This window comes from Kocuria sp. KD4 (assembly GCF_011769905.1).
GTDB lineage: Bacteria > Actinomycetota > Actinomycetes > Actinomycetales > Micrococcaceae > Kocuria > Kocuria marina.
This window is the reverse complement of the sequence record NZ_CP050449.1, coordinates 2,077,546-2,102,407: the sequence shown is the minus strand read 5'-3', so window position 1 is coordinate 2,102,407 and position 24,862 is coordinate 2,077,546. Positions and strand designations below refer to the sequence as shown.

General features: G+C 69.7%; 24 protein-coding genes and 1 tRNA gene. 15 read left to right on the top strand and 10 right to left on the bottom strand.

Features of this window, described 5'->3' with window-relative positions:
* Positions 1-30: 30 nt before the first annotated feature.
* From HBK84_RS09460 to HBK84_RS09450, 3 genes are all read right to left on the bottom strand, one after another.
* Complete coding sequence (locus HBK84_RS09460; protein ID WP_167318753.1) at positions 31-315, bottom strand: hypothetical protein; 285 nt, start codon at positions 313-315, stop codon at positions 31-33.
* Entirely contained in the window at positions 315-1,340 is a 1,026-nt protein-coding gene (locus tag HBK84_RS09455; RefSeq protein WP_206069146.1) for a proton-conducting transporter membrane subunit, read from the bottom strand. The genes HBK84_RS09460 and HBK84_RS09455 overlap by 1 nt, the downstream gene beginning before the upstream one ends.
* 118 nt (positions 1,341-1,458) lie before the next feature.
* Positions 1,459-1,854 (bottom strand): monovalent cation/H(+) antiporter subunit G, encoded by a 396-nt coding sequence (locus HBK84_RS09450; protein ID WP_052160781.1) that lies wholly within the window; start codon positions 1,852-1,854, stop codon positions 1,459-1,461.
* A gap of 455 nt (positions 1,855-2,309) precedes the next feature.
* On the opposite strand from HBK84_RS09450, the gene HBK84_RS09445 reads away from it, so the two are divergent.
* The 5 genes from HBK84_RS09445 (at position 2,310) to HBK84_RS09425 (ending at position 7,332) form a co-directional block, all read left to right on the top strand.
* Positions 2,310-3,260: a Ppx/GppA phosphatase family protein gene (locus HBK84_RS09445; RefSeq protein WP_167318751.1), complete on the top strand. Its 951-nt coding sequence runs from the start codon at positions 2,310-2,312 to the stop codon at positions 3,258-3,260.
* A gap of 220 nt (positions 3,261-3,480) precedes the next feature.
* The gene (locus tag HBK84_RS09440) at positions 3,481-4,824 is read left to right on the top strand and encodes a S8 family serine peptidase (protein WP_167318750.1); all 1,344 of its coding nucleotides are present in this window, start codon (positions 3,481-3,483) and stop codon (positions 4,822-4,824) included.
* Between the two features lie 72 nt (positions 4,825-4,896).
* Positions 4,897-6,282 (top strand): NAD(P)/FAD-dependent oxidoreductase, encoded by a 1,386-nt coding sequence (locus HBK84_RS09435; RefSeq protein ID WP_064846165.1) that lies wholly within the window; start codon positions 4,897-4,899, stop codon positions 6,280-6,282.
* Between the two features lie 60 nt (positions 6,283-6,342).
* Positions 6,343-6,416, top strand: a tRNA-Leu gene (locus HBK84_RS09430).
* Between the two features lie 112 nt (positions 6,417-6,528).
* Positions 6,529-7,332 (top strand): Bax inhibitor-1/YccA family protein, encoded by an 804-nt coding sequence (locus HBK84_RS09425; protein WP_035963708.1) that lies wholly within the window; start codon positions 6,529-6,531, stop codon positions 7,330-7,332.
* A 105-nt stretch (positions 7,333-7,437) separates the two neighbouring features.
* Here the strand turns inward: HBK84_RS09425 and HBK84_RS09420 are convergent, their stop codons facing one another.
* Positions 7,438-8,040: a hypothetical protein gene (locus HBK84_RS09420; RefSeq protein ID WP_231885537.1), complete on the bottom strand. Its 603-nt coding sequence runs from the start codon at positions 8,038-8,040 to the stop codon at positions 7,438-7,440.
* Positions 8,041-8,112: 72 nt separating this feature from the next.
* On the opposite strand from HBK84_RS09420, the gene HBK84_RS09415 reads away from it, so the two are divergent.
* Complete coding sequence (locus HBK84_RS09415) at positions 8,113-9,537, top strand: AI-2E family transporter (RefSeq protein ID WP_144998717.1); 1,425 nt, start codon at positions 8,113-8,115, stop codon at positions 9,535-9,537.
* Positions 9,538-9,687: 150 nt separating this feature from the next.
* Positions 9,688-10,935, top strand: coding sequence for a threonine ammonia-lyase (ilvA, locus tag HBK84_RS09410; RefSeq protein WP_167318749.1), 1,248 nt, complete (start codon positions 9,688-9,690; stop codon positions 10,933-10,935).
* A 30-nt stretch (positions 10,936-10,965) separates the two neighbouring features.
* On the opposite strand, the gene HBK84_RS09405 is transcribed toward ilvA, so the two are convergent.
* The 3 genes from HBK84_RS09405 to HBK84_RS09395 form a co-directional block, all read right to left on the bottom strand.
* Entirely contained in the window at positions 10,966-11,181 is a 216-nt protein-coding gene (locus tag HBK84_RS09405) for a hypothetical protein (RefSeq protein WP_064846168.1), read from the bottom strand.
* Positions 11,182-11,351: 170 nt separating this feature from the next.
* Positions 11,352-11,849, bottom strand: a complete 498-nt coding sequence (gene greA / locus HBK84_RS09400) for a transcription elongation factor GreA (RefSeq protein ID WP_085106982.1) — start codon at positions 11,847-11,849, stop codon at positions 11,352-11,354.
* 260 nt (positions 11,850-12,109) lie between these two features.
* On the bottom strand, positions 12,110-12,610 hold the full coding sequence (locus HBK84_RS09395; protein WP_085106981.1) for a DUF4307 domain-containing protein: 501 nt from the start codon (positions 12,608-12,610) through the stop codon (positions 12,110-12,112).
* Positions 12,611-12,770: 160 nt separating this feature from the next.
* On the opposite strand from HBK84_RS09395, the gene mca reads away from it, so the two are divergent.
* From mca to HBK84_RS09380, 3 genes are all read left to right on the top strand, one after another.
* On the top strand, positions 12,771-13,688 hold the full coding sequence (gene mca / locus HBK84_RS09390; RefSeq protein WP_094067098.1) for a mycothiol conjugate amidase Mca: 918 nt from the start codon (positions 12,771-12,773) through the stop codon (positions 13,686-13,688).
* An 8-nt stretch (positions 13,689-13,696) separates the two neighbouring features.
* Positions 13,697-14,053 carry a hypothetical protein gene (locus HBK84_RS12870; RefSeq protein ID WP_240918935.1) on the top strand — a complete coding sequence of 119 codons (357 nt, stop codon included), beginning with the start codon at positions 13,697-13,699 and terminating at the stop codon, positions 14,051-14,053.
* Positions 14,054-14,216: 163 nt separating this feature from the next.
* Positions 14,217-16,361 carry a thioredoxin domain-containing protein gene (locus HBK84_RS09380; protein WP_167318748.1) on the top strand — a complete coding sequence of 715 codons (2,145 nt, stop codon included), beginning with the start codon at positions 14,217-14,219 and terminating at the stop codon, positions 16,359-16,361.
* A gap of 117 nt (positions 16,362-16,478) precedes the next feature.
* On the opposite strand, the gene HBK84_RS09375 is transcribed toward HBK84_RS09380, so the two are convergent.
* Positions 16,479-17,192 (bottom strand): hemolysin III family protein, encoded by a 714-nt coding sequence (locus HBK84_RS09375; protein ID WP_167318747.1) that lies wholly within the window; start codon positions 17,190-17,192, stop codon positions 16,479-16,481.
* Positions 17,193-17,327: 135 nt separating this feature from the next.
* Here HBK84_RS09375 and HBK84_RS09370 point away from each other — a divergent pair, with 135 nt between their 5' ends.
* A complete protein-coding gene (locus tag HBK84_RS09370) occupies positions 17,328-18,089 on the top strand; it encodes an isoprenyl transferase (protein WP_085106979.1) in 762 nt (253 codons plus the stop codon).
* A 142-nt stretch (positions 18,090-18,231) separates the two neighbouring features.
* The gene (locus HBK84_RS09365; protein ID WP_240918934.1) at positions 18,232-19,587 is read left to right on the top strand and encodes a PhoH family protein; all 1,356 of its coding nucleotides are present in this window, start codon (positions 18,232-18,234) and stop codon (positions 19,585-19,587) included.
* 159 nt (positions 19,588-19,746) lie between these two features.
* On the opposite strand, the gene HBK84_RS09360 is transcribed toward HBK84_RS09365, so the two are convergent.
* Complete coding sequence (locus HBK84_RS09360) at positions 19,747-20,517, bottom strand: hypothetical protein (RefSeq protein ID WP_167318746.1); 771 nt, start codon at positions 20,515-20,517, stop codon at positions 19,747-19,749.
* Between the two features lie 79 nt (positions 20,518-20,596).
* On the opposite strand from HBK84_RS09360, the gene HBK84_RS09355 reads away from it, so the two are divergent.
* The 3 genes from HBK84_RS09355 (at position 20,597) to HBK84_RS09345 (ending at position 23,293) form a co-directional block, all read left to right on the top strand.
* Positions 20,597-21,136, top strand: coding sequence for an A24 family peptidase (locus tag HBK84_RS09355; protein WP_085106976.1), 540 nt, complete (start codon positions 20,597-20,599; stop codon positions 21,134-21,136).
* Between the two features lie 41 nt (positions 21,137-21,177).
* Positions 21,178-21,645, top strand: a complete 468-nt coding sequence (locus HBK84_RS09350; protein ID WP_167318745.1) for an NUDIX domain-containing protein — start codon at positions 21,178-21,180, stop codon at positions 21,643-21,645.
* Between the two features lie 115 nt (positions 21,646-21,760).
* The gene (locus tag HBK84_RS09345) at positions 21,761-23,293 is read left to right on the top strand and encodes a mannitol dehydrogenase family protein (RefSeq protein ID WP_167318744.1); all 1,533 of its coding nucleotides are present in this window, start codon (positions 21,761-21,763) and stop codon (positions 23,291-23,293) included.
* Positions 23,294-23,409: 116 nt separating this feature from the next.
* Here the strand turns inward: HBK84_RS09345 and xylB are convergent, their stop codons facing one another.
* Complete coding sequence (gene xylB / locus HBK84_RS09340; protein ID WP_167318743.1) at positions 23,410-24,855, bottom strand: xylulokinase; 1,446 nt, start codon at positions 24,853-24,855, stop codon at positions 23,410-23,412.
* Positions 24,856-24,862: the final 7 nt, after the last annotated feature.

The window sequence follows — 24,862 nt, the reverse complement described above, 5'->3', positions numbered from 1 at the left end:
GTGGTGCCGTTCGGTGTGGCGCAGTTTGAGCTACGTCAGGGCCAGCAGGGACCCGCCGTACAGCAGCGCGGCGATCAACAACAGGGGCCGGGCCACGGCGTCCACTGAGAAGCGGGTGCCGAACAACAACCACGGGACGTCCACGGACTCGCCGCCACCGAACACCGCCAGCAGCCCGGCCGGCACCGCGGCCAGTGGGGCACATAGGGCGGCGCCGCGGCGCACGGGCGCCGCGCGCTGTGCCGGGAGCACTCCCGCGAGCACCACGACGGCGACCACCGCGATCGGGACCAGGAACGTGAGGGCGAAGAGCATCAGCCGAGCACCCCCTCTGCAACCTGGCGGGCGATCTGCAGCGGAGCGAACTCGATCGATGCCGCCAGACCCACGAACACGGACGCGGCCGCGGTGATCACGGTGGGCACCAGCAGGCTGGCCGGTTCCCGCATCACGACGGTCGCACCGGGCTGCGCGGCCGTGCTGCCGCCGGACGTCGCAGGGGAAGCATCCTGGTCAGCGGGGTCGCGGAACCACATGTGGTAGACCGCCGGCAGGAAATACATGGCGTTGAGCAGAGACGAGGCGATCAGCACGCCCACGACCCAGGGGTGTTCCGACTCCAGGGCACCCAGGCCCAGCATCCACTTGGACACGAAACCGGCGGTCACGGGCAGACCGATCATGCCGAACGCGCCCACGGTGAAGGCCGCGGAGGTCCACGGCATGCGCCGACCCAGACCGTGCATCTGCGAGAGCTTGGTGATGCCCAGGGCCTCGGCGAACAGTCCCGCGCAGAAGAACAGGGCGATCTTCATGAGTCCCTGGTGCACCAGGTGCACCACACCGCGCGTGGTCCCCGCGAGCGTGACCAGGGAGATCCCGACCACCACGTAGCTGACGTGCGAGACCGTGGAGTACGCGAGCCGCTTCTTGAGGTCCTCCTGGCGCCGGGCCTGGTAGCAGCCGTACAGGATGGTTAAGCACGCAACGATCAGCAACGGGGTGAGCACGCCCAGTTCCGAGGCCACGTAGATCCCGTACACGTCGTCCACCACGCGCACGATCCCGGCGGTCAGCGCGATCTCCACGGTGAGCATGGCCGCGAAGGACCATTCCGGGGACCACCCCAGCCGCGCGTTACCGAGCAAGACAATCAGCGCCCCGGTCAGGATGAAACCGATCATGCCCACGATCAGCAGGGGCCGTAGCCACCGGCCGGTCAGCCGGTCCAGGGGCACCCCGGCGCTGCGCAGCAGGATGAGCGCGCCTGCCAGCACAGCCCCGGACTGAAACGCACCGCCGGAGTCCGAGCTGCCCAGCCGCAGCCACACGAGGATCATGAGCACCCCCCAGACCCAGGAAGGACATGGCCTGCACGCTGCGCACGGGGGAGCACGGTGGCCGCGGTGGTCGCGAGCACGGCGACGCCGAGGGCCACGTCGAGGGCGATGAGTTCGGTCACGGGGCGGGCCGCCTCGGGTCCGCGGTGCCGGGCGCGCTGGGCTCATCTGCCGTGCGCGCGGAACCCCATTTCGCCCACCGCGGGGGAGGCGCCGGGGCCGTCAAGGGTGCGAGCGACGTCGTGCTCCGTGGCCCCAATGCGGTCAGGGCGTGCGCCGAGACGGACGCCTGGCCGAGGATGAGCACCCACGCGATCGCGAGCAACGCCGCGCTGGACCAGCTCCCCAGGTACACGGCGGCGCCGACCATGATGAGTCCCGGGCCCAGGTTGTCCGCCTTGGTGAGCACGTGCAGTTGACTGCGTATGTCCGGGAACCGGATGAGCGCTGCCGTGCCCGCGGTGAAGAACAACACTCCGCACACGATCAGGACGGCGCTGAGGCCGGTGATCATGCGCCGTCACCGCCTCCAAGCGGCGCGGGGCTCGTCCTCGCGCCCCGAGCGGCACCGGGGGTGCGCGCCGCGGTCATTCGGACGACGGCCGTGAGCGAGGCCAGCCCGATCAGCACCACGGCCACGTCCGGGAATCGCGACGACGCCGCGGGCCCAGCAGCACGGTCAGCAGCGCCACGAGCGCGGCGCCGGTGGTACCGCTCAGCAGCAGCGACAACAGCCAGCGGTCGGTGACGGGGGGCGGGCCGTGACCACGAACGCGACCACGACATTGACCAGGAGCACCACGAAGACCGCGGTGAGCAGGATCTCGAACACATCGGCTCCTCGGATCGCGGGTCACGGGCTGCGCAGGTGATTTACGGGGGAGGGGACGGAAGTGCCCCGCGACGCGGGTAAATTGGTGCCGGGCCGGTCAACCGGCACGCTCCCACCGAACCGAGGATCCATCACCCATGCGCGTTGCGGCCATCGACTGCGGTACGAACTCCATCCGTCTGCTCATCGCGGACGTGAAGGACAAGGACGGCCACCTCGAGCTCAAGGACAGGGTGCGCGAGATGCGCATCGTGCGTCTGGGCCAGGGTGTGGACGCCACCGGCTGGCTCGCCGAGGCCGCCCTGGAGCGGACCTTCGCCGCCGCCGAGGAGTACGCCCGGCTCATCACCAAGCACAAGGTGGACGCCGTCCGGTTCGTGGCCACGTCCGCCACGCGCGACGCCGGCAACCGGCAGGTCTTCGTGGACGGGATCAGGTCCCGCCTGGGGGTGACCCCGGAGGTCGTGAGCGGTGACGAGGAAGCGGCGTTGTCCTTCCGCGGCGCCCTCAACGCGGCCGCGGGACTGACCCCGGAGGACCGCGTGCTCGTGGTGGACCTGGGCGGCGGTTCCACAGAGTGCGTCCTGGGGTCTCCGGAGCACGTGATCGCCGCCCGCAGCGTGGACGTGGGGTGCGTGCGCATGACCGAACGCCACCTGGGGTCCAACCCGCCCACCGAGGAACAGCAACGCCTCGTGCTGCGGGACGTGGACGAGGCCATGGACACCGTGGCACGCACCGTACCGCTCGAACTGACCACCCGGCTCGTGGGTGTCGCCGGGACGGTCACCACGGTCAGTGCCATGGCCATGGGCCTGAGCCGCTACGACGAGGACCGGATCAACGGCAGCGTCCTGGACAGCGACGTCGTTATCCGCGCGTGCCGGGAGCTCACCGGGATGACGCAGGAGGAACGCGCCGAGCTCGGGTTCATGCACGAGGGTCGCGTGGACGTCATCGGGGCGGGTGCGCTCGTGTGGCGCCGGATCATCGAACGTGTCTCGGACGCGACCAACGGGCGCGTCAGCACCGTGACCGCGAGCGAACACGATATTTTGGACGGAATCGCCCTGTCCCTCGCGGCCTGAGATCACGGGCCGGTCGCCGTTGCACCCCGGCACACCACCCGCGGGCGCGCGGGGGAGCGGACGCCCGCGCCGGCACCCGGTGTGGACGGGCCCGGAGCGGAAGCGAGCCGGAGTGGACGGGTCAGCGGGCGACGTCGTCGTGACGCCGGGCGGGGGCCCGGTACGTCGGCCGCCGGGAGCGGTCGAAGACGCGCGTGCAGCGCGGGAAAGCAGAGGGATCATGGGACGGCTGAGAACACGCGGCGCGCTGTCACTCGCCGCGGTGGGCCTGCTGCTCGGCGGGACCGGTGTCGCCCCGGCGCTCGCGGTGGAACCCATGCCTGCGCCGTCGGTGCCCGTGGAGACCCCCGTGGCACCGCCCCCGAACGGCAAGGTCCCCGTGGAGCCGGTGGACGTGCGCAAGGAGGAGTACTGGCTGGACGACTACGGCGTGCGGGACGCGTGGAAGTCCGCGACCGGCAAGGGTGTGAAGATCGCCGTGATCGACACCGGCGTAGACGGCTCCCACCAGGATCTGCGGGGCGCGGTCGGTGAGGGGACGGATGTCTCGAGCGTGGGCCGCGGGAACGGTCAGGAGGGCCTGGGCGCGGAACCCGAACACGGGACCCTGGTGGCCTCGCTCGCCGCGGGACGCGGTCACGGATCCGAGAACCCGGACGGTCCGGGTGGCACGCGGGGCATCATCGGCGTGGCCCCGGAGGCGGAGATCCTGCCCGTGTCCCTGTGGGTGGGCAGCGAACACCCCGGCGCCCGCGACATCGACGAACAGATCCCGGACGCCGTGCGTTGGGCCGTGGACCACGGCGCGAACGTGATCAACATGTCCCTGGGCTCGAACGCCACGGGCTGGCCCCCCGCATGGGACTCGGCGTTCGCGTACGCGGAGGAGAAGGGTGTTCTCGTGGTCGCGGCGGCGGGCAACCGGGGATCGGGGCTCAACCAGGTGGGGGCGCCCGCCACGATTCCGGGGGTGCTGTCCGTGGGCGGCGTGGACCGGTCGCGCACGGCAAGTTGGGACTCGTCCTCCCAGGGCATCTCGATCGCGGTGGCCGGGCCCAGCGAGGAGATGGTGGGTGCGATCCCGGGGGACGGCTACGCCCGGTGGTCCGGGACCTCCGCCACCGTGCCCCTCGTGGCCGGGACAGCGGCGCTGATCAAGCAGAAGCACCCCGACCTCACGGCCGCTGGGATCGCCCAGCGGATCGTGGACACCGCGCACGACGCGGGAGCGCAGGGCAAGGACCCGCTCTACGGGTATGGGATCCTGGATGTGCGCGCGGCCGTAGAGGACGACGTCCGGATCTCCGACACCAATCCCCTGGGCAGCGTGCGGCAATGGATTGCGCAGAACCGCCCGCCCTCGCAGACACCCACCCCGAGCAGCTCCCCGACCCCGCCCGCGCCGGACACACGGCAGGTGACCGGGGAGGCCACCCCACCCGTGGCGCAGGCACCCCTCAACGAGACCGGCGCGCTACCCGTGGTGATCCTCGTCAGCTTCGGGGTGATCGTCGCGGGCCTCACCGTAGCCGCGGTCCTGCACATCCGCAGGCTCTCGCGCTGATTTCACGATCAGCTCACCGGGCCGCTGACACCGCGTCGGCAAAACCGTGCCACGGTGAGTAAACTTTCGGGTATGGCTTTCAATCAACTTGCTAAGGACCGTCCGCGCCTTCTCATCGTGGGTGGCGGTTACGTCGGTTTCACACTGGCGCAGAAGCTGCAGACCCGCATTAAGGAGTCCGGCGGCGTGGTCACGGTGGTGGACCCCAACCCGTACATGACCTACCTCCCGTTCCTGCCCGAGGTCTCGGCCGGCAACATCGAGGCGCGCTCCGCCGTGATCCCGCACCGTCAGCACCTGGCCGACTGCGAGTTGATCACCGGCCGCGTGGAGAGCATCGACCACGCCAACCGTACGGTCACCGTCCACGGCATCGACGAGGGCCCCGAGTTCGAGCTCACGTACGACGAGATCGTGCTCGCCGGCGGTTCCAACACCCGCACGTTCCCCATCCCGGGGCTCGCGGACAAGGCCATCGGCATGAAGACCATCGAAGAGGCCGTGTCCGTGCGCAACTGGGTGCTCGAGCGCATCGAGGTGGCTTCCCTCACCAACGACGAGGACGAGAAGCGCAAGGCGCTGACCTTCATCGTGGTGGGCGGCGGCTACGCCGGTTCCGAGACCATCGCCGAGCTTGAGGACATGGCGCGTTCGGCCGTGCAGCGCAACGACCTCCTGAAGGTCTCGGACCTGCGCTTCGTGCTGGTCGAGGCCATGGGCCGGATCATGCCCGAGGTCTCCGAGGACCGTGCCGAGAAGGTCGTGGCCGAGATGCGCGCCCGCGGCATCGAGGTGCTGCTGAACACGTCCCTGTCCGAGGTGGACGGTGACCTGGTCAAGCTCATCAACATGCAGGACAAGTCCCCGGCCGGCGAGATGGCCACGGACACCCTGATCTGGACGGCCGGCGTGCAGGCTGCGTCCTTCGCCAAGAACAGCGACCTGCCCATCGACGACCGCGGACGCGTGCGCGTGGGCGCGGACCTGCGCGTGACCGGCGACGACGGGCCCTTCGAGGGTGCCTGGGCCGCCGGTGACATCGCCGCCGTCCCGGATCTCACGGGCGCCGGCCCCGGCGGGTTCTGCGTCCCCAACGCGCAGCACGCCGTGCGTCAGGCCGCGACCATGGCCAAGAACATCATGGCCGCGCACAAGGGCGAGCCGCTCGAGGACTACTATCACGAGAACCTCGGGTCCGTGGCGGGTCTGGGTCTGTACAAGGGTGCCGCCACCATCCGCGGCATCGACCTCGGCGGTCTGCCGGCGTGGGCCATGCACCGCCTCTACCACGGGTACGCGATCCCCACGGTGGAGCGCAAGGTGCGGGTGTTCACGGAGTGGGGAGTGAACCTGCTCTTCGGCCGTGACACCACCCCGCTGCGTCACCTGCGGGACCCCCGCCGTGCCTTCCAGAAGGCCGCGGGCGCGGACGTCCCGGCCGAGAAGGCGAGCCTGTAACACTCCATCGCACCGAGCCGGTGGGCCCGCGCACCCGCGCGGACTCACCGGCTCGGTCACGCCCCCATAGCCCAATCGGCAGAGGCAGCGGACTTAAAATCCGCTCAGTCTGGGTTCGAGTCCCAGTGGGGGCACCGATTCCGCACCCGCGGGGGCCCTGTTCGCTCAGCACAAACTCCCAGGTTCCTGTGACGCGTCAATGTTAGGCTGAACGAACAGCTCGCCCACGCCTCGAAAGGACGTCCCATGGCCGGCGGAAACCCACTGCTACGCGACTTCAACAAGAAGAACGGCACCGCGACCACCCCGGATATCTCCCGCGACCCCCGTTACTCACCCGAGAACCTGGAGAACCTCTACAACGCGCCCGCCGCGGGTCCGGACCGCACCGGACGCATGAGCTACGACGACGTCGTCATGCGCACCTCGCTCGTGCTCGGTTGCGTAATCGTCACGGCCGTGGTGGGTTGGGTCGCCCCGGTGCTCGCGCTGCCGGGCGCCATCGTGGGTCTCGTGCTGGGTCTGGTCAACGCGTTCAAGCGTGAGCCCAGCCCGCTGTTGATCACGCTCTACGCGCTCGCCGAGGGCCTGTTCCTGGGTGGCATCTCCCGCATGTTCGAGGGCGCCTACCCGGGCATCGTGGTCCAGGCGGTGATCGGCACCCTGGCGGTGTTCGTCTCCGTGCTGGTGCTCTACAAGGTGGGCGTGCTGCGCTCCTCCCCGCGCGTGACCAAGTTCTTCATGGTCGCACTGCTGGCCTACGCCCTGTTCGCCCTGGTGAACCTGGGCACGAGCCTGCTGGGCGGCTACAACATGCGCTACGACGCCACGATCTTCGGCATCCCGCTGGGGCTGTTCGTGGGCGCGATCGCCATCCTGCTGGCCGTCTACAGCTTCGTGCTCGACTTCGAGAACATCAGCGACGGCGTCAAGCGCGGTATTCCCAAGAAGGCGGCATGGTCCGCGGCGTTCGGGCTGACCGTGACCCTGATCTGGGCCTACGTGGAGATCCTGCGCGTGCTCTCGATCATCCGCTCCATGAGCGACTGACTCCCATCCCCGCGCGTCGCTCGGGGCCCTCAGGGCCCGGTGACGTACGCCGGAATGAGAAGCGGCGGCCCAGTGGGTCGCCGCTTCTCGCGTTGTGGGGATCGTTCACATGTAGCGGATCTCGAGTTCGCGCGGGGGCAGGTTGATCGCGCGGGCGGGGATGTTATTGCTCGCGGCTCGTCCCACGAACAGCCAGCCCAGGATCTCCTCGTGCTCGTCCAGACCGTAGAACTCGCGCACCACGTCCCGGTCGTAGGGCTCGCGATGGGACCAGACGGTGGCCCATCCCTGCGCGTAGAACGCGGCTTCGAGGATCCCGCGGGCGGCGTACACGTCCCCGCGCTGGTCCTTCTTGGACTGCGGCAGTTCCGGGTGGTGGCGGAAGATGATGGCCAGGGCCACCCCGCCCCGGGACGCCCACTGCAGGCTCCCGCGATACGCGGCCAGGACCCGGATCTTGCGACCCTTCAACCGGGGGACGGGGCCCGAGAGGGCGGGGACGGACGTGAGGCCCGCCATGGCCGCGGCCAGCAGGGACGCGGCCTGCCCGCTCGTCGCGACCACGCGCCAACCCGTGGGGCGCTCGTCGTACTTGGCGCCGGCGGCGGCCCGCAGGACGGCCTCGAGCTCCTCACGCCGCGGGGCCTCCTGTGTCAGGACGCTCGCGGGGCGGCGTTGGGACAGGACGCGCAGCAGTGTGGTGGACATGACGCCCATTTTGTCACCCTCGGCCCCGCACGCCGGTATCAGCACGTTGCGCGATGGTGTCATGATAAGGGCATGTCATCCAGTGTTACGACGTCCCACGCGGGCTCATCCCCGAACCCCGTGGTCAAACGTCCCCAGTCCGACACATCCTCCGAACTCGTCACCCAGTACGACGGCGCGTCGCCCCCCTCCACGGGGCCCAACGCCCCTGACGCGCAGACCATGGTCACGACCCCGGTCCGGATCGCGGCCGCGTGGTCGTGGCGGATCTTGCTCATCATCGCCGGTGTGGGTGTGGTGGGGTGGCTGCTGAGCCACGTGACCACCGTGTTCATCCCGGTGCTGTTGGCCGCGCTGCTCGCGGGGTTGCTCTCGCCGGCCGTCCGCTGGCTGCGCTCCAAGCACTTCCCGTCCGCGCTGGCCGCGATCACCGTGGAGCTCGGACTGATCCTGGGGGTCCTGGGCCTGTTGGTGCTCGCGGGTCAGCAGATGATCGCCGGTTTCGCACAGCTCTCCGACAGCGCGGTGGCCGGTTTCCAGCAGTTGATCGGAATGCTGGAGGACAGCCCCCTCAACATCTCCACGGACAACATCAACCAGTGGCTCTCGGACATCGGGGCCACGCTGCAGCGCAACTCGGACGCCATCCTCTCCGGCGCGATGACCTTCGGCTCCACGGCGACCAGCATCGTCACGGGCATGATCATCATGCTGTTCGTCCTGCTGTTCTTCCTCATGGACGGCGAGAACATCTGGCTGTTCCTGGTCAAACTGTTCCCCCGCCGCGCCCGCCCCGCCGTGAACGGTGCCGGGCGCAAGGGCTGGATCTCGCTCGCGCAGTACGTGCGCATCCAGGTGTTCGTGGCGTTCGTGGACGCCGTGGGTATCGGGCTTGGTGCGTTCCTGCTGGGTGTGCCGCTGGCGCTGCCGATCGGTGTGTTGGTGTTCCTGGCGTCCTTCATCCCCATCGTGGGTGCCGTGCTGACCGGTGCGGTGGCCGTCCTGGTGGCCCTCGTGGCGATCGGGCCCGGTATCGCGCTCGCCATGCTCGGTGTGGTGCTGCTCGTCCAGCAGGTCGAGTCCAACGTCCTGCAGCCGCTCGTGATGGGCAAGGCCGTGGCCCTGCACCCCGTGGCCGTGTTCCTGGCGGTGGCCGCCGGTAGCGTGCTCTTCGGGATCGCCGGTGCGCTGTTCGCCGTGCCCCTGATGGCCATGCTCAACACGATCATCCGCTACCTCGGCAGCCGCGCCTGGGAGCGGGACGAGGAGATCGCATGGCAGCCCTTCATGTACCCGTGGGAGATCAAGAAGGCAGCCAAGAAGCAGGACCTCACGCGCGAACAGGTCATGGCCCAGCTGCAGCGTTTCCGTGGCAAGCGCCATCGTGAGCGCCAGAACGCGGAGAAGAAGCGCGAGGAGAAGCACAAGAAGGAAACCAAGCACAACGCGTCCATCGAGGCGGACGAGGTGGGTTCGGGGGACTCCCGGAACGTCTAGTCCCGCACGGCGTAATACCATGGAACGCGGCGTCCTCACCCCGGACGCCGCGTTCTGTGTGTCCGCGCCGAGCCTCGAGGTCGTGATCCACCCCGGGTTCGCGCGTTTCGAACGAGCCGCAACGGCCGACTACCACGAAAGAAGTTCTCTGTGGGCCTCACTGATTTGCCCGTCTCGGTGGCCGACGTCCGCCACGCCGCGCATTTGCTCGACGGGGTGATCGAGACGACGCCGCTCGCGCACTCGCGCGCGCTGTCTCGCATGCTCGGTTCCGAGGTGTACCTCAAGTGCGAGAACCTCCAGCGTGCGGGATCGTTCAAGGTCCGCGGTGCGTACGTGCGCATGGCCCAGCTCTCGGACGAGGAGAAGCGACGGGGCGTCGTGGCGGCGTCGGCGGGCAACCACGCCCAGGGTGTGGCGCTCGCGGCGGCCAAACTGGGGATCACGGCGCGGATCTACATGCCCCGCGGAGCGGCGCTGCCAAAGATCGCGGCCACCCAGGACCACGGTGCGGAGGTCGTGCTGCACGGGTCGAACGTGGACCAGGCGCTCGCAGAGGCCCAGCGCTACGCGGACGAGACCGGCGCGGTGTTCGTCCACCCGTTCGATCACCCGGACATCATCGCCGGCCAGGGCACCCTGGGTCTGGAGATCCTCGACCAGCTGCCCACCGTGGACACCGTCATCGCCGGTGTGGGCGGGGGAGGCCTGCTCGCGGGAGTGTCCGTGGCGCTGAAGGCTAAGGCACAGGAGCAGGGCAAGGACATCCGGGTCATCGGGGTGCAGGCGGAGAACGCCGCGGCCTACCCGCCCTCACTCGCCGGGGACGCGATCGTCACGCTGTCCAAGGTCTCCACCATTGCGGACGGCATCGCCGTGGGCCGGCCCGGACAGTTGCCGTTCAACGTGATCCGCCACCTCGCGGACGACGTCGTCACGGTCTCCGAGGACTCGCTCGCCCAGGCGCTGATCTTCATGCTCGAGCGCAACAAGATGGTCGTGGAACCCGCGGGTGCCGTGGGTGTGGCGGCGATCCTCGAGGGGGCGCTCAAGCGCGAGTACCCGGATCTGGGGACCACTGTCGTGCTGCTCTCGGGCGGCAATATCGATCCCATGCTGATGCTCAAGGTGATCCAGCGGGGTCTCTCCGCGGCGGGGCGCTACATGACCATCAAGATGATGCTCACGGACCGCCCCGGTGAGCTCGCCCAGATCTCGCAGATCATCGCGGACATGGACGCCAATGTGACCGGGGTGAATCACACCCGGATCGGGGGCTCGTTGTCCATGGGGGACGTGTCCATCACGATTGACATGGAGACCAAGGGCCACGGGCACTGTGATCACGTGATCGACGCCCTGGAGTCCCACGGCTACCGACCCGTGGTGGTGCACTGAGCGGGAGGTGACCCGCGCGGCGCGCGTGCGTCAGCGGCGTCGTCCGCGCCGGGCCGTGAAGTACGTGACGAACGCGGCCACGAAGGTGGCGAACCACAGGATGTTGCGCAGGCCGCCGGTCGCGTTCAGTGCGGGGTCGTCCTGACCCAGGAAGTGCACGACGATCGCGGCGATCCCCAGCAGCGCGGTGAGGATGATCAGCGGGACCGTCCACGAGTTGGGGGTCCGGTTCCAGTGTGTGACCACGGGGGAAACTCCTAGCGGGGCTCGACGGGGCGTGCTTCGATCCTACGGGCCACACCCGGGCGACTCATGGACCGTGTCGAGCCGCGTAAGACTCCTGGGCCGCATCGGGTCGCGCACGACGAAGACCACCTCGCACGGGCGAGGTGGCCTTCGTGATGAACCGGGGTCGATCAGCGGCTGAAGGGCTTGGCCTTCAGGATCTTCACCGTGATGTCCTTGCCGTTCGGGGCCTTGTAGCTCACGGTGTCACCGACCTTGTGGCCGTTGATCGCGGCACCCATGGGAGAGCGCTCGGAGAAGACCTCGAGGTCCGAACCGCCGGTGAGGTCTTCGGCGACCTCGCGGGAACCCATGAGGAAGGTCATCTCGTCGCCCGCGATCTCCGCGGTCACGACCATGCCGGCCTCGATCACGCCGTCGTCCGCGGGGGCCTCGCCCACCTGGGCGTTCTCGAGCAGCTGGGTCAACTGGGCGATCCGGCCCTCGTTCTTGCCCTGCTCCTCGCGTGCAGCGTGGTAGCCGCCGTTCTCCTTGAGGTCACCCTCGGAACGCGCCTGTTCGATCCGGTCCACGATCTCCTGGCGGTACGGCCCGGAGATGTGGTCAAGCTCCTTCTTGAGCCGGTCGTAGGCTTCCTGGGTGAGCCAGGCTCCCTCATTAGTAGCCACGGTGCCTCCGTTCTCTGGTGTCCGTCGCCCTGACGGACACGTGTAGAAAAACCCCGCCCCGGGGCGAGCCGAGTGGCCCAGCGCGTCCGGGTCGGGGATGTGATCTCCGTCCAGTCTAGTGGAGTCCGTGCCCACGGCCCAAAGCGCGTGCGGGGGTGCGTTGGGTCATGCAATCCGACGTCATGGTTCCCGTCACGGATGTGGCCGGTCCGAAGCTGCGCGGATGGTCAGTCAGGAATTACCCGACCACCGCGGGAGGCTCAGCCAGCACTCTCCCAGCACGAGTCGACCCCCGCCGTCGTGGCCAGGTTCGTGGTGCGCAGGGGCACCCGGTGGGTGCTCGTGCGGCCGTTGAGTTGGTCGTCCGGCAATTGGCCGATCGTGACCTCGGTCCAACCCACCACGGCGTACTGCTCGTTGAGGGCCTCCACCGCGCACGTGACGGTCTGGTCGGGGTCCTTGGTGAGGTCGAAGTCCGCGTACACGTGCCCCGAGTCCGTGATCTGGAAGCTCACGTCCTTGAACACGGGCCGCTGGGAGTTGCCCCACACGATCCACACCACGAACAGCGCCGCCACCAGCGTGGCCGCGGCCGCGATCAGCATCCAGCCACGGGTGCTGGGCCCGCGGCGGGGGGAGCGGGCGACGGCGCGGTGTCCGGTCCCGTAGCGCTGTGCGAGCGCCCGCTGGATCGCGGAGGTGCCGGGGGCAGTGGCGCCCGTCTGCGGCCGGGAGGTAGGCCGGGGCGTCGCAGAACTCATGGCGCCCACTGTACCCAGCGCGCGTGTGTGGTTTCTGGGAGGCCGGTCGCCGTGCGGTGCGCGGCAGCCGTGATGGGCACGACAGCTCCGGCAGCACGAGCGGCGTAAGATACCGGGGATTGCATTTTTCCCGCGATGACGTCTTGGAGGCATCCGTTCGGTGACGGATTATTCACAGCTTCGATTGTTGGCCATCCACGCCCACCCGGACGACGAGTCCAGCAAGGGTGCCGCGACCATGGCACATTACGCCCAGCTGGGCGCGCGCGTCATGGTGGCCACGTGCACCGGTGGCGAGCGCGGCTCGATCCTCAACGCCGAGATGGAGGGGGACGTCTGGGCCGAACGTGACCTGCCCGGGCTGCGTCGTCACGAGATGGCCGCGGCCGCGAAGGCCCTGGGCGTGGAGCACCGGTGGATCGGGTTCACGGACTCCGGTCTGCCCGAGGGGGACCCGCTGCCCCCGCTGCCGTGGGGCTGCTTCGCCCTGCAACCGCTCGAACGCGCCGCGGCCCCCGTGGTGCAGCTGGTGCGTGAGTTCCGCCCGCACGTGATCCTGAGCTACGACGAGAACGGCGGTTACCCGCACCCGGACCACATCCAGACCCACAACGTGGCCATGGAGGCATACCAGCGCGCGGGGGACCCGCAGGCGTACCCCGAAACGGGTGAGCCGTGGACCCCGTCCAAGCTGTACTACGACCGCGCGTTCAACGTGGAGCGGTTCATCGCACTGCACGAGGCCCTCGAGGCCCGCGGACTGCAGTCCCCGTACGCCCAGCGCATCGCCGCGATCCAGGAGTCGGACCCGGAGGGTCACCGCCCGCCCATGCCGCGCCACGAGACCACCACCAAGATCGAGTGCGCGCACCAGTTCACCGTCCGGGATGCGGCCCTGAGCAGCCACCGGACCCAGGTGGACCCCAAGGGCCTGTTCTTCGCGGTCTCCGCCGAGACCCAGGCCGAAGTGTGGCCGTGGGAGGACTACACGCTCGCGGAGTCCCGCGTGGAGACCTCCCTGCCCGAGACGGATCTGTTCGCGGGCGTCACCGACGCCGCCTCGACCCCCCGGAAATGAGCCTTCCCGTGCCCACGCTGCTGACCGTCCTGACCGCCGCGACGCCGGCCCCGAGTCCGGAGAACACCCTGCGCCCGGGGTTGGACCCCAGCCAGGTCTCGCCGGGCCTCGTGGGCTTCCTCATGACGTTCCTGCTGGCCGCCGCCGTGGTCCTGCTCGTGATGGACTTCAACCGCCGTAACCGGCGACTGCGCTACCGTGCCCAGTACGCCGAGCAGCGCGCCGCGGAGGATCACGTGGGTGGCTACGCGGACGATGCCGCGGCGTCGCCGTCGAGCACGTCCCGCACCGGTGGGTCGAGCGAGGGCGACGTCGCCCGCCCGCCTCGCGCGGGTGACCGCCGGGACGGTCCGCCCCGCGACTGACTGCCACAGGCGCCCCGTCCTGCGCCTGAACCCGACGGGCGCCCCGCTCCTGGGAGCGACGCACCACCCGGTGGCGGGCAACCGCAACCAGAGCTGCGCCTCATGACCCTCGAGCCGTGAGCTCCCGGGCTGTCATCCCCGCTCCCGTGTGAGACCGTGGGGTATGTCCAATCGTCTGGCCCACTCCACGAGTCCCTACCTGCTGCAGCACGCGGAGAACCCCGTGGACTGGTGGGAGTTCTGCCCCGAGGCCTTCGAGGAGGCCCACGCGCGGGAGGTGCCCGTCCTGCTGTCCGTGGGCTATGCCGCGTGCCACTGGTGCCATGTGATGGCCCACGAGTCCTTCGAGGACCCGGAGGTGGGGCGCTACCTCAACGAACATTTCGTGGCGATCAAGGTGGACCGCGAACAACGCCCGGACGTGGACTCGATCTACATGGCGGCCACCCAGCTGCTCACTGGTCAGGGCGGCTGGCCCATGACCGCTTTCCTGACCCCGCAGGGCAGGGTGTTCCATGCCGGGACCTACTACCCGCCGCGTCCCGTGCAGGGGCGGCCGTCCTTCATGCAGGTCCTGCGGGCCGTCACCGAGGCCTGGACCGAGCGCCGTGACGAGGTGTTGCGCGGGGCCGAACAGGTCTACGATGCGCTGTCCCGCCACCCCGAACTCGTGGACCGGATGCTCGCCGACGCGGGTCCGTCGGTCGTGCGCGTGGAGGGTGGCGAGGCCGCCGAGGACGCCGCGGAACAACTCACGGGAGCCTGGCTCGACGGCCTTGAAGTCGCCCGGGACGCCGCCCACGAGGGCTTCGGAACCGGCGCCAAGTTCCCGCCCTCGCCCACCCTGGACGCCCTCACGCGCATTGCGAGCACTGCGCACCGCGATGCCCTGGCTGGGGATCCCGTGTCGGCGAGCGCGCACGCTGCTTCCGGCCACGACGACGCCGCGGCGCAGCACGCGCGCACCGCACGTGATCTGTTGTGCGCCACGCTCGACGCGATGGTCACGGGGGCGCTGCAGGACCATGTGGGCGGCGGGTTCTTTCGGTACTCGGTGACCCCGGACTGGTCCCTGCCCCACTACGAGAAGATGCTCTACGACAACGCCCAGCTGCTCGGCGTGCTGGCGCGCACCGTGGCGCTGCTGGAACGTACCGGCACGGATGCCACTCGCGCGGCCCGTTACCGCCGGGCCGCAGAGCTGCTGGTCGAGTGGCTTGAACGGGAGATGATCACCCCCGAGGGCGCGTTCGCCGCATCCCTCGACGCGGACAGCGATCCCGCGTCCGACGAGCCGCATGCCGAACGTGAGGGCGCCTACTACACGTTCTCGGGTCACGCCGGAAGCCCCGCAGGGGGTCGCCCCGCGCCGGCCACGGCGGCCTGGGGTGAGGCGGGTGCGGTCACGGGGATCCTGGACGAGTCCGTACGGCAGGAGCTGTGGCAGCGGCGGATCACGCGCACGGCACCCCACCTGGACGACAAGATCGTCACGGCCTGGAACGGCATGGCGCTCACGGAACTCGCGGACGCGGGTGTGCTGCTGGGGCACCCCGAGTGGATCGAGTTGGCCGCCACGGCCGCCGGTTTCCTGTGGGAACGGCACCGGGACTCCGCCACGGGACGCATCACGCGCACGTCACGCGGCGGCGTCGTGGACCCCCACGAGGGCCAGCTCGAGGACTACGCGCGCTTCGGCGCCGGGCTGCTCGCGCTGTACCGGGCCACGGGCGAGACCGCGTGGTACGAGCGTAGCCGCGCGCTCGCCGAGGTCGCCGTGAAGCGTTTTGTGCGCGGGAGTACCGTGCTCGAGTCCGCCGAGGTGGATCCCACCCTCGCGGCGGCCGGGGCCACGGGCCGTGCGGAGCCGTTCGACGACGTCGCCGCGTCCAGTTCCGCGGTGCTCTCCCGGTGGCTCACGGAGCTGTCCCAACCGACGATCGGTGAGCGCCAGGCCCGGGAGGTGGTCGACGCCGTGACCGCGCCCGCGACCGGGGTGGTCCTCAAGGCCCCCACGACGGCCGGGGGCATGGTGTCGGCCGTTCTGGCCGACGAGCATCCACCGGCCCTGTTGCAGGTCGTGGAAGCGAGCGCCGAGCAGTGGCGCGAGACGCTCGACGCGGTCGGTGCGGCACGCGTGCTGGATGTCCTGGTCCTGGACGGGAGTGCGGCGCCGTACGGGGTTCCTGCGGCATCGGAACCCGGCTACACGGTGTGGTTGTGCCGGGACGGACGCTGCGAACTTCCCGTCCGTTCCGTGCCGGACGTGAGCGCACTCGTCACCCGGATCCGCGCGGAGCGGGGCTGAGCGCACCGGGGCGCTGCGTCGTCGTCGGCATCGCGTGGACGACGCAGACGTCACCGCGCCGAGAGGTCCCCGCACGCCGAGCGCCGTCGGACCTCTGACCGGGGCGTCACACATCGCTCACGCGGCGAACATCGCGAACATGATCGCGATGTAGTGGCAGACGAAGCCGCCGATCGTGCACGCGTGGAAGACCTCGTGGAAGCTGAACGTCGCCGGGAGCAACCGGGGGCGCCTGGTCGCATAACACACCGCACCGGCGATGTAGAACACGCCGCCGCAGATCAGCAGGACGGTCGCGGGGACGTTCACCGCGAAGAACGCCGGGAGGTAGAGCAGGGCCAGGCACCCCATGATCACGTAGAGCGGGGTGTAGAGCCATCGCGGCGCGCTCATCCAGAAGACACGGAAGATCACGAGCAGGGCACCGATCGTCCAGATCACGCCGAGCAGGATCGTGGCGCCCCGCACCGGGAGGAAACTCACGGCCAGGGGCGTGTACGTCCCGGCGATGATCAGGGCAATGTTCGAATGGTCCATCCGCCGCAGCACCGCGTTCATGCGCGCGCCCCAGTAGAAGCGGTGGTATACGGCCGAGGTGCCGAACAGCATGATCGCCGTGATGGTGTAGACCAGACATGCGAGACGCAGCTCCACCGTGGGTGCCACGACGATGGCCACCACACCCAGCACCGCGGCCACCGGGCTGAAGCCCGCGTGGATCCACCCGCGCCAGGACGGTTTCTTCTCCACCGTGAGGGGACCGTTACGCGTGTGACGCACGATCGTCACCGGGCCGGGAGCGGTGCGCTTCTCGGTGCGTTCGTTTGACATGGTGGACACCACTGCCTCTCATGGGTGCCCCGCGGACACGGAGCTCGGGGGTGCTACTGGATTGGGTCTGCCCTACAGGTAGTTTAGGGGTGTGAATCCGTGTGGACCGGGCCGACTCAGGGGAGGAATGACGCTGTGAAACTTCCCCGTGTCATGTATTCCTTCTACGAACACCGCTTGGCGCGCACCCTCACCGCGGACGAGTTGCCGCATCACGTGGGTGTGCTCGTGGACGGCAACCGCCGGTGGGCGCGCCAGTTCGGGGCCACCACGGAGGAGGGCCACCGGGCGGGCGCGCGCAAGATCGTGGAGTTCCTGCGCTGGTGCCACGAGCTGAACATCCAGGTGGTCACCCTTTACATCCTCTCCACCGAGAACCTCAACCGTCCGCGCGAGGAACTCACGGCCCTGCTGGAGATCATCACCAACCTCATGTGCGAGCTGCAGGAAGAAGGGATCTGCCGGATCCAGCCCGTGGGTGCCCTGGGAACCCTCCCGGAGAAGCTCCAGGAGCAACTGCTGAACAGTGCACAGCGCACGGTGGACAATCCCGGCCCCCACCTGAACATCGCCGTGGGGTACGGGGGGCGGCAGGAGATCGTGGACGCGGTACGCGAGGTGCTCACCGATGCCGACGCCCGCGGTGCGTCGCTCGCGCAAATGGCGCAGGAGCTCAGCGTGGAGGACATCTCCGCACACCTCTACACGCGCGGGCAACCCGATCCCGACCTGCTGATCCGCACCTCCGGCGAACAACGCCTCTCGGGCTTCTTGATGTGGCAGTCCGCATACAGCGAGTTCTACTTCTGCGAAGCGCTGTGGCCGGACTTCCGCCGGGTCGACTTCCTGCGGGCCCTGCGCGATTACGCGCGCCGTCAGCGCCGATTCGGGGGCTGAGCGGGCCCTACCGGTCCCGCTCACGGGCCCGTGGCGGATGTTCACGCGCCGTTCACCGGTGGGGCGCGCCACCCTTGATCGGCCTCCCTAGCGTGAGAGGTGCCGGACACACCGGCCAAGGACTTCGCAGGGAAAGGGCCCCATGAGCATCGACACCCCCGTAACCCCCGTCCGATCCGGCGCGCTCGAGGAGGACGGCTCCGCGGCCGGTGTGCGCACGTACGTGATCGACACGTCCGTGCTGCTCTCGGACCCGCGCGCTGTGTTCCGCTTCGCCGAGCACCGCGTGGTGCTGCCCGTGGTGGTGATCACCGAGCTCGAGGCCAAGCGTCACGACCCGGAACTGGGGTACTTCGCGCGCAAGGCGCTGCGGTTGCTGGACGACCTCCGCGTGACCCACGGCGGCCTGGACCGGCCCGTGGACCTCGCGGACGGCGGGTGCCTGCAGGTGGAGCTCAACCACGTCGCGGACACGGTGCTGCCCCAGAGTTTCCGGCTGCGGGACAACGATTCACGCATCCTCAGCGTGGCCGCGAACCTCTCCGGCGAGGGCCACGACGTGTGTGTGGTGTCCAAGGACCTGCCCATGCGGCTCAAGGCCTCCGCCCTGGGACTCGCCGCGGAGGAGTACCGCGGTGAGTGGATCGGTGGTGACGACGCCTACACGGGCGTGGCCCATCTGGACGTCGCGGACGACGTCGTCTCCGTCCTCTACGCCGAGGGCCGCACGGAAGCGCCGGGCGCCCGGGAGCTTCCCGTGAACACGGGTCTGGTCCTGCGCTCGTCCGCGGGCAGCGCTCTCGCCCGGACCGAACCGGACGGGCAGGCGCGCCTGGTCGCCGCGGACCGGGACGTGTTCGGGGTGCAGGGACGCTCGGCCGAACAGCGGTTGGCCATCGACCTGCTGACCGACCCCGCCGTGGGCATCGTCTCGCTGGGCGGTCGCGCGGGAACGGGCAAGTCCGCGCTCGCGCTGTGCGCCGGTCTCGAGGCCGTTCTGGAACGCCGGGAGCACCGCCGGATCATGGTGTTCCGCCCGCTCTACGCGGTGGGTGGCCAGGACCTGGGCTACCTCCCCGGCACCGAGGAGGAGAAGATGAACCCGTGGGGTCAGGCGGTCTTCGACACGCTGTCCTCCGTGGTCTCACCCGCGGTCGTGGACGACGTCGTGGCGCGCGGGATGCTCGAGGTGCTGCCCCTGACCCACATCCGCGGGCGGTCCCTGCACGACGCGTGGGTCATCGTGGACGAGGCGCAGTCGCTCGAACGCAACGTGTTGCTCACCGCCCTGTCCCGGATCGGGCAGAACTCCAAGGTGGTGCTCACCCACGACGTTGCCCAGCGGGACAACCTGCGGGTGGGACGTCACGACGGCATCATGGCCGTGGTCGAGGCGCTCAAGGGTCAGCGGTTGTTCGGGCACGTGAGCCTCACGCGCTCCGAGCGTTCACCCATCGCGGCCCTCGTGACCGACCTGCTCGAGCGCCAGGACGTGTGACCCGACGACGCCGGGCCGGGAGGGCGGCGTCGTCCCCCGCCCGGCCTGGTCGTCCCGAGCCCGCGGCGTCGTCGTCAGGTCCGAACGGGCTGCGCGCCCTGGACACCCGAGAAACGCGGCCCCTGGGGAATCCGCCCGGTGCGGATCGCGGGCGGCGGCTCAGGCTGGGAGCACGGGCCACGGCACGTGACGGGAGACGTCCGTGAGGTTGAAGTCCTGTTGCGTGAACAGGTCGTCCAGTTGGTATTCGTCCACCGCCTCGATCACGAGTCGGTGGCCCTCACCCGCGTACGGTCCGCGCAGCACGTGGGAGTAGACGCAGACGCCGGTCGCGGTGTCCACCGCGATCCGCGTGGGACCCGGGGCGAGCGGGTGGTTCGCGGTCACGGGCCGGTAGCGCACGGTGGGCTCCACGGTCGCGCACCACACCCGGCGTTTGGCGAAGGCCCCGGCCACCACGGAGGACAACTGCGAGGGGCGCTGCTCCGGGAGGTAGGGCGGGGTGGGCGCGGGGCCCACGCATTCCACGGGGTCCAGGATCGCCTGCCAGCGCCCGCCCCCGAAGATCGGGTCCCCGTAGGCGGCCTCGGGGCGGCGGACCACGAGGCCGTCGTCGTCGTAGACCGGTGAGACGAGCGCGGGAGGCAGCAACCAGGAGCGGGACGTGTCCGTGACGTAGAAGTCGTCCCGGGAGCGTTCGAGGGACGTACTCGCGTACAGCACGTCGCCCTGCAGTGTCTCCACGCGCACATCGGAGGGCCGGCGCAGCCACACGCGCACGGGGCGGGCGGCGCTGTCCGGATCCTCGCTCACCCAGTACAGCGTGAACCGCACCGTGTCCCAGCGCCACGGGGAGGACCGGCACAGCGCGGCGAAGGACTCCTCGGACACGGTCGATCGGGCGGACCTGTTCTGCCAGGGAGCGATCATGGGCCCAGTCTACGAACCCGTTATCCACACTGCTCGCAATCCGTGACCCGCACCACAGCGGGGTGCCTAGGATGAGTTCATGCTTCAGCCCGACACTACGGGCATCGGCGGGTTCGTGGGGGCGCACCTGCAGGAAGCCACGGTCGGCGCACAGCTGGCCGCGGTGGCATGCGCCCTGGCCGTCATGGTGCTCGCATGCACAGGAGTGTGGCTCGCCGCCACCGACATCCGATACCACCGCCTGCCGGGGCGGGTGGTGCGCCCGCTGTATCCCGTGACCGCCCTCCTGTTGGGCGCCTCCGCCGTCCTCGCCCACGACACCGTGCGCCTGTGGTGGATGCTGTGGGGTCTGCTCATCATGAAAGGACTCTTCCTGGCCCTGCGGTTGATCAACCCCGCCGGCATGGGAATGGGGGACGTGCGGCTCGCGGGGGTCCTGGGGCTGCTCACGGGATTCTCGTCCGTGACCCATACGGTGCTCGCGCTCGCGGCCACGTTCGTGCTGGCCGGGCTGTTCTGCGCCGTACTGCTGATCCTGCGCCGCGCCCGGGCGAGCAGTCGCATCCCCCTGGGGCCGTTCATGATCGTGGGAAGCTTGGGTGTCGTGGCGTTCCTGTGAACGCCGCCCGCGCAGTCGTACCCACCCAGGAGGAGACACCCGTGCCCGTTCCCGAGTTCATCGCCCACCTGCGCCGCAAGATCGATCACGACCTGTTGTGGGTGCCCGGGTGCACCGCCGTGGTCCTGCACGAGGGCCGGGTGCTGCTCGGGCAGCGCTCCGACAACGGGAACTGGGGTCTGATCACCGGGATCGTGGAACCGGGGGAGGACCCCGGGGTCGCCGCGCGCCGCGAGTGCCTCGAGGAGACCGGCGTGGAGGTCACGGTGGACGACCTCGTGCGGGTCAAGGCCGGGGACGTCGTCGAATTCCCCAACGGGGACCGCTGCCAGTTCCTGGACCACACGTTCCTGTGCAGTTACGTCTCCGGCGAGGCGCGGGTGGCGGACGACGAGTCCCTCCAGGTGGGGTGGTACTCACTCGACGACCTGCCCCCGATGCCCGAGCACCAGGCGGAGCGCCTGCGAGCCGCGCTGGCGTTCACGGGCCGCACGGAATTCGAACGCTGAGGCTGCACACTCCGCTCGGAGGTGCTCTGATGAGCACGAGATGGTTCTCATCTGATATTTTGGGCACGTGGGGTGGGTCACATCAGCCACTCCCGGGTCTCTGATGGGAGCAGCCATGCAGCAGGACACATCCGCCCAGGACGCCGTGACACTTTCCCAGGCCGTGCTGGGTGAGCTGGACATCCCGGTCCCCGGCTACGACCGTTCCCAGGTCTCGGTCGGGATCGTGCATTTCGGCGTGGGGGGCTTCCATCGCGCGCACCAGGCCATGTACGTGGACCGCCTCATGAACGAGGGCAAGGACCTGGACTGGGGCATCTGCGGCATGGGTGTGCTCCCCGGGGACGCCGCGATGAAGCAGGTCATGGCGGAGCAGGATCACCTCTACACGCTCGTGCTCAAGCACCCGGACGGGACCCTGGAACCGCGGGTCATCGGATCCATCGTGGACTACGTGTTCGCGCCGGCCGAGGCCGAGCAGGCCATGGCGCGGCTCACCGATCCCGCCACGCGCATCGTCTCGCTGACCATCACCGAGGGCGGGTACAACTTCAGCCAGGCCACGGGTGAGTTCGACGCCCAGAACCCGGCGGTGGCCCACGACCTCGAGCAGGCACGGGTCGCCACGCAGGGTGGAGAGGCCGAACCCCCGGCCACGGTCTTCGGACTCGTGGTCGAAGCACTGGTCCGACGGCGCGCCGCGGGTACCCGCCCGTTCACCGTCATGTCCTGCGACAACATCCAGGGCAACGGGGACATGGCCCGCCGCCAGTTCACGGCCTACGCCCGATTGCGTGATCCCGAACTCGCGGAGTGGATCGAGCAGGAGGTGCCGTTCCCCAATTCCATGGTGGACCGGATCACGCCCGTGACCACGGACGCGGACCGCCTCATGGTCGCCGAACGGTTCGGGGTCCGGGACGCGTGGCCCGTGGTCGCGGAACCGTTCGCCCAGTGGGCGCTCGAGGACGCGTTCACCGACGGGCGCCCCGCGTTCGAGGAGGTCGGCGTGCAGGTGGTCCCGGACGTGGAGCCGTACGAACTCATGAAGCTGCGCCTGCTCAATGTGAGTCACCAGGCCCTGTGTTACCCCGGATTCCTGGCCGGGTACGAGTACGCGCACGAGGTGTGCCAGGACCCCACGTTCGTCTCCTACCTGCTCGCGTACATGAACCGTGAGGCCACTCCCACGCTGCGACCGGTGGACGGTGTGGACCTGGACGCCTACAAGCACCAGCTGATCGAGCGCTTCGCCAATCCGCACGTGCGGGACACCCTCGCGAGGTTGTGCGCGGAATCCTCCGACCGGATCCCCAAGTGGCTGGTCCCGGTGATCAAGGACAACCTGGCCCACGGTCGCCCGGTCGAGCTCGGTGCCACGATCGTGGCCTCCTGGGCGCGCTACGCGGAGGGCACGGACGAGCACGGAGCACCCATCACCGTGGTGGACGGTCGGAAGGAACGTGTCATGGCGGCCGCGGCCCGGCAGTCCGAGGACGAGCTCGCGTTCGTGCGGGACACGGACCTGTTCGGGGATCTCGCGGACCACGAGGAATTCACCCGGCCCTACCTCGAGGCGCTGCGCAGCTTCCACGAGCGCGGGGCGCGCGCGACGATCGAGGACGCCGTCGCCCGGTTCGCGCGGTAGCCGGAGGACGTGCGAGACCGGTACGGCCTCACGGGTCGGCCCCGGTACCGGCATCGCGCCAGGGCACATGGGGGTGCGCCGGGGTGTCGGCGCTGCGGGAGTGCCGGCCCGCCGTCTCAGTCCGTCGGTTCCGGCCGCTGCTCCGTGGGGTCCGCCGCGAGCTCGGTCTCGAGGTTCGCGCGAGCGTCCCCGTACCGCTGCCGGAACCGCTGCGCACCGGTGTCCAAGGAGGGGTGCAACCGCCGCCCCACCGAACGCTCCCACTCCGGGAAGGACCCGGTAGCGACCCACGCTGCTTGCCGCGCGGCACCCAGCGCCACGTACTCGCCCGTGTCCGGCACGTCCACCGGCATCCCGAGGGTGTCCGGCAGGACGCTGCACAGCGCCTCGGACTTGGCGCCCCCACCGATCAGCAGGACCCGCTCGACCGCGACGTCCAGCCCGCGCAGCACGCTCAGGCAGTCCGCGAGTGAATTGGCCACGGACAGCACGGCGGCGCGCGCGAGGTTCTCCCGCGTGAGGGACGCGCGCGTCATCCCGTCCAGCCGACCGGTGGCCTTGGGCAGGTTGGGCGTGCGCTCGCCGCCGAAATACGGCAGCAATGTGAGGCCGCCGGCGTCCGACGCGCCGGACGTGGCCAGGCGCGTGAACTCGTCGAGCCCCACGCCCAGCAGCTCCGCCGTGGAGGTCATGACGCGCGCGGCGTTGATCGTGCACAGCAGCGGGAGGAACCGGCCCGTGGCATCCGCGAAGCCCGCCGTCACCCCGCTCGGGTCCCGTGGAGGTTCGGCACTGCACGCGAACACCGTGCCCGAGGTCCCCACGGAGATCGTGACCTCGCCCTCGCCCAGGCCCAGTCCCAGCGCGGCCGCGGCGTTGTCCCCGGCGCCGGGGCCCACGACGACGCCGCTGCCGCAGCCCCACTCCTCACCCAGCGTTCCCGCGGCCTCGCCCGCCGCCAGGACGCGGGGCAGCTGGGGAACGGCCCCGAAGTACTCCTGGAGCAGTTCGGGGCGGTACTGGTCGTGCGCGGCGTCGAAGTACCCCGTGCCGGAGGCGTCCGAGCGATCGGTGACGAACTCACCGCACAGCTGCAGGGTCAACCAGTCGTGGGGGAGCATGACGCGCTCCACCCGTGAGGCGGCCCCGGGGTCGTTCTCCCGCAACCACGCGAGCTTGGACAGCGTCATGGAGGGGACGGGCGCCATGTCCACGCGCTCCATCCACCACTCGGTCCCGTGCTCGGCGAGCATGCGCGCGGCCTGGGCTGCGCTACGGACGTCGTTCCACAGCAGCGCATCGTGGACGGGCTCACCGTGGCGGTCCACGGCGACCATGCCGTGCTGTTGACCGGCCACCGCCACGCCCACCACGTCACCGCGATCCGGGACCCCGGCGTCCCGCCAGGCGGTGCGCAGCGCGGCCAACCATGCCGCGGGGTCCACGCTGGTCCCGTCCGGGTGCGGGGCACTCGCCTGGGCGAGTGTCCGCCCGGTGCGCTCGTCCACCACCACGACCTTGCAGGACTGCGTGGAGGAATCGATGCCAACGACCGTGGTCATGGGGTCC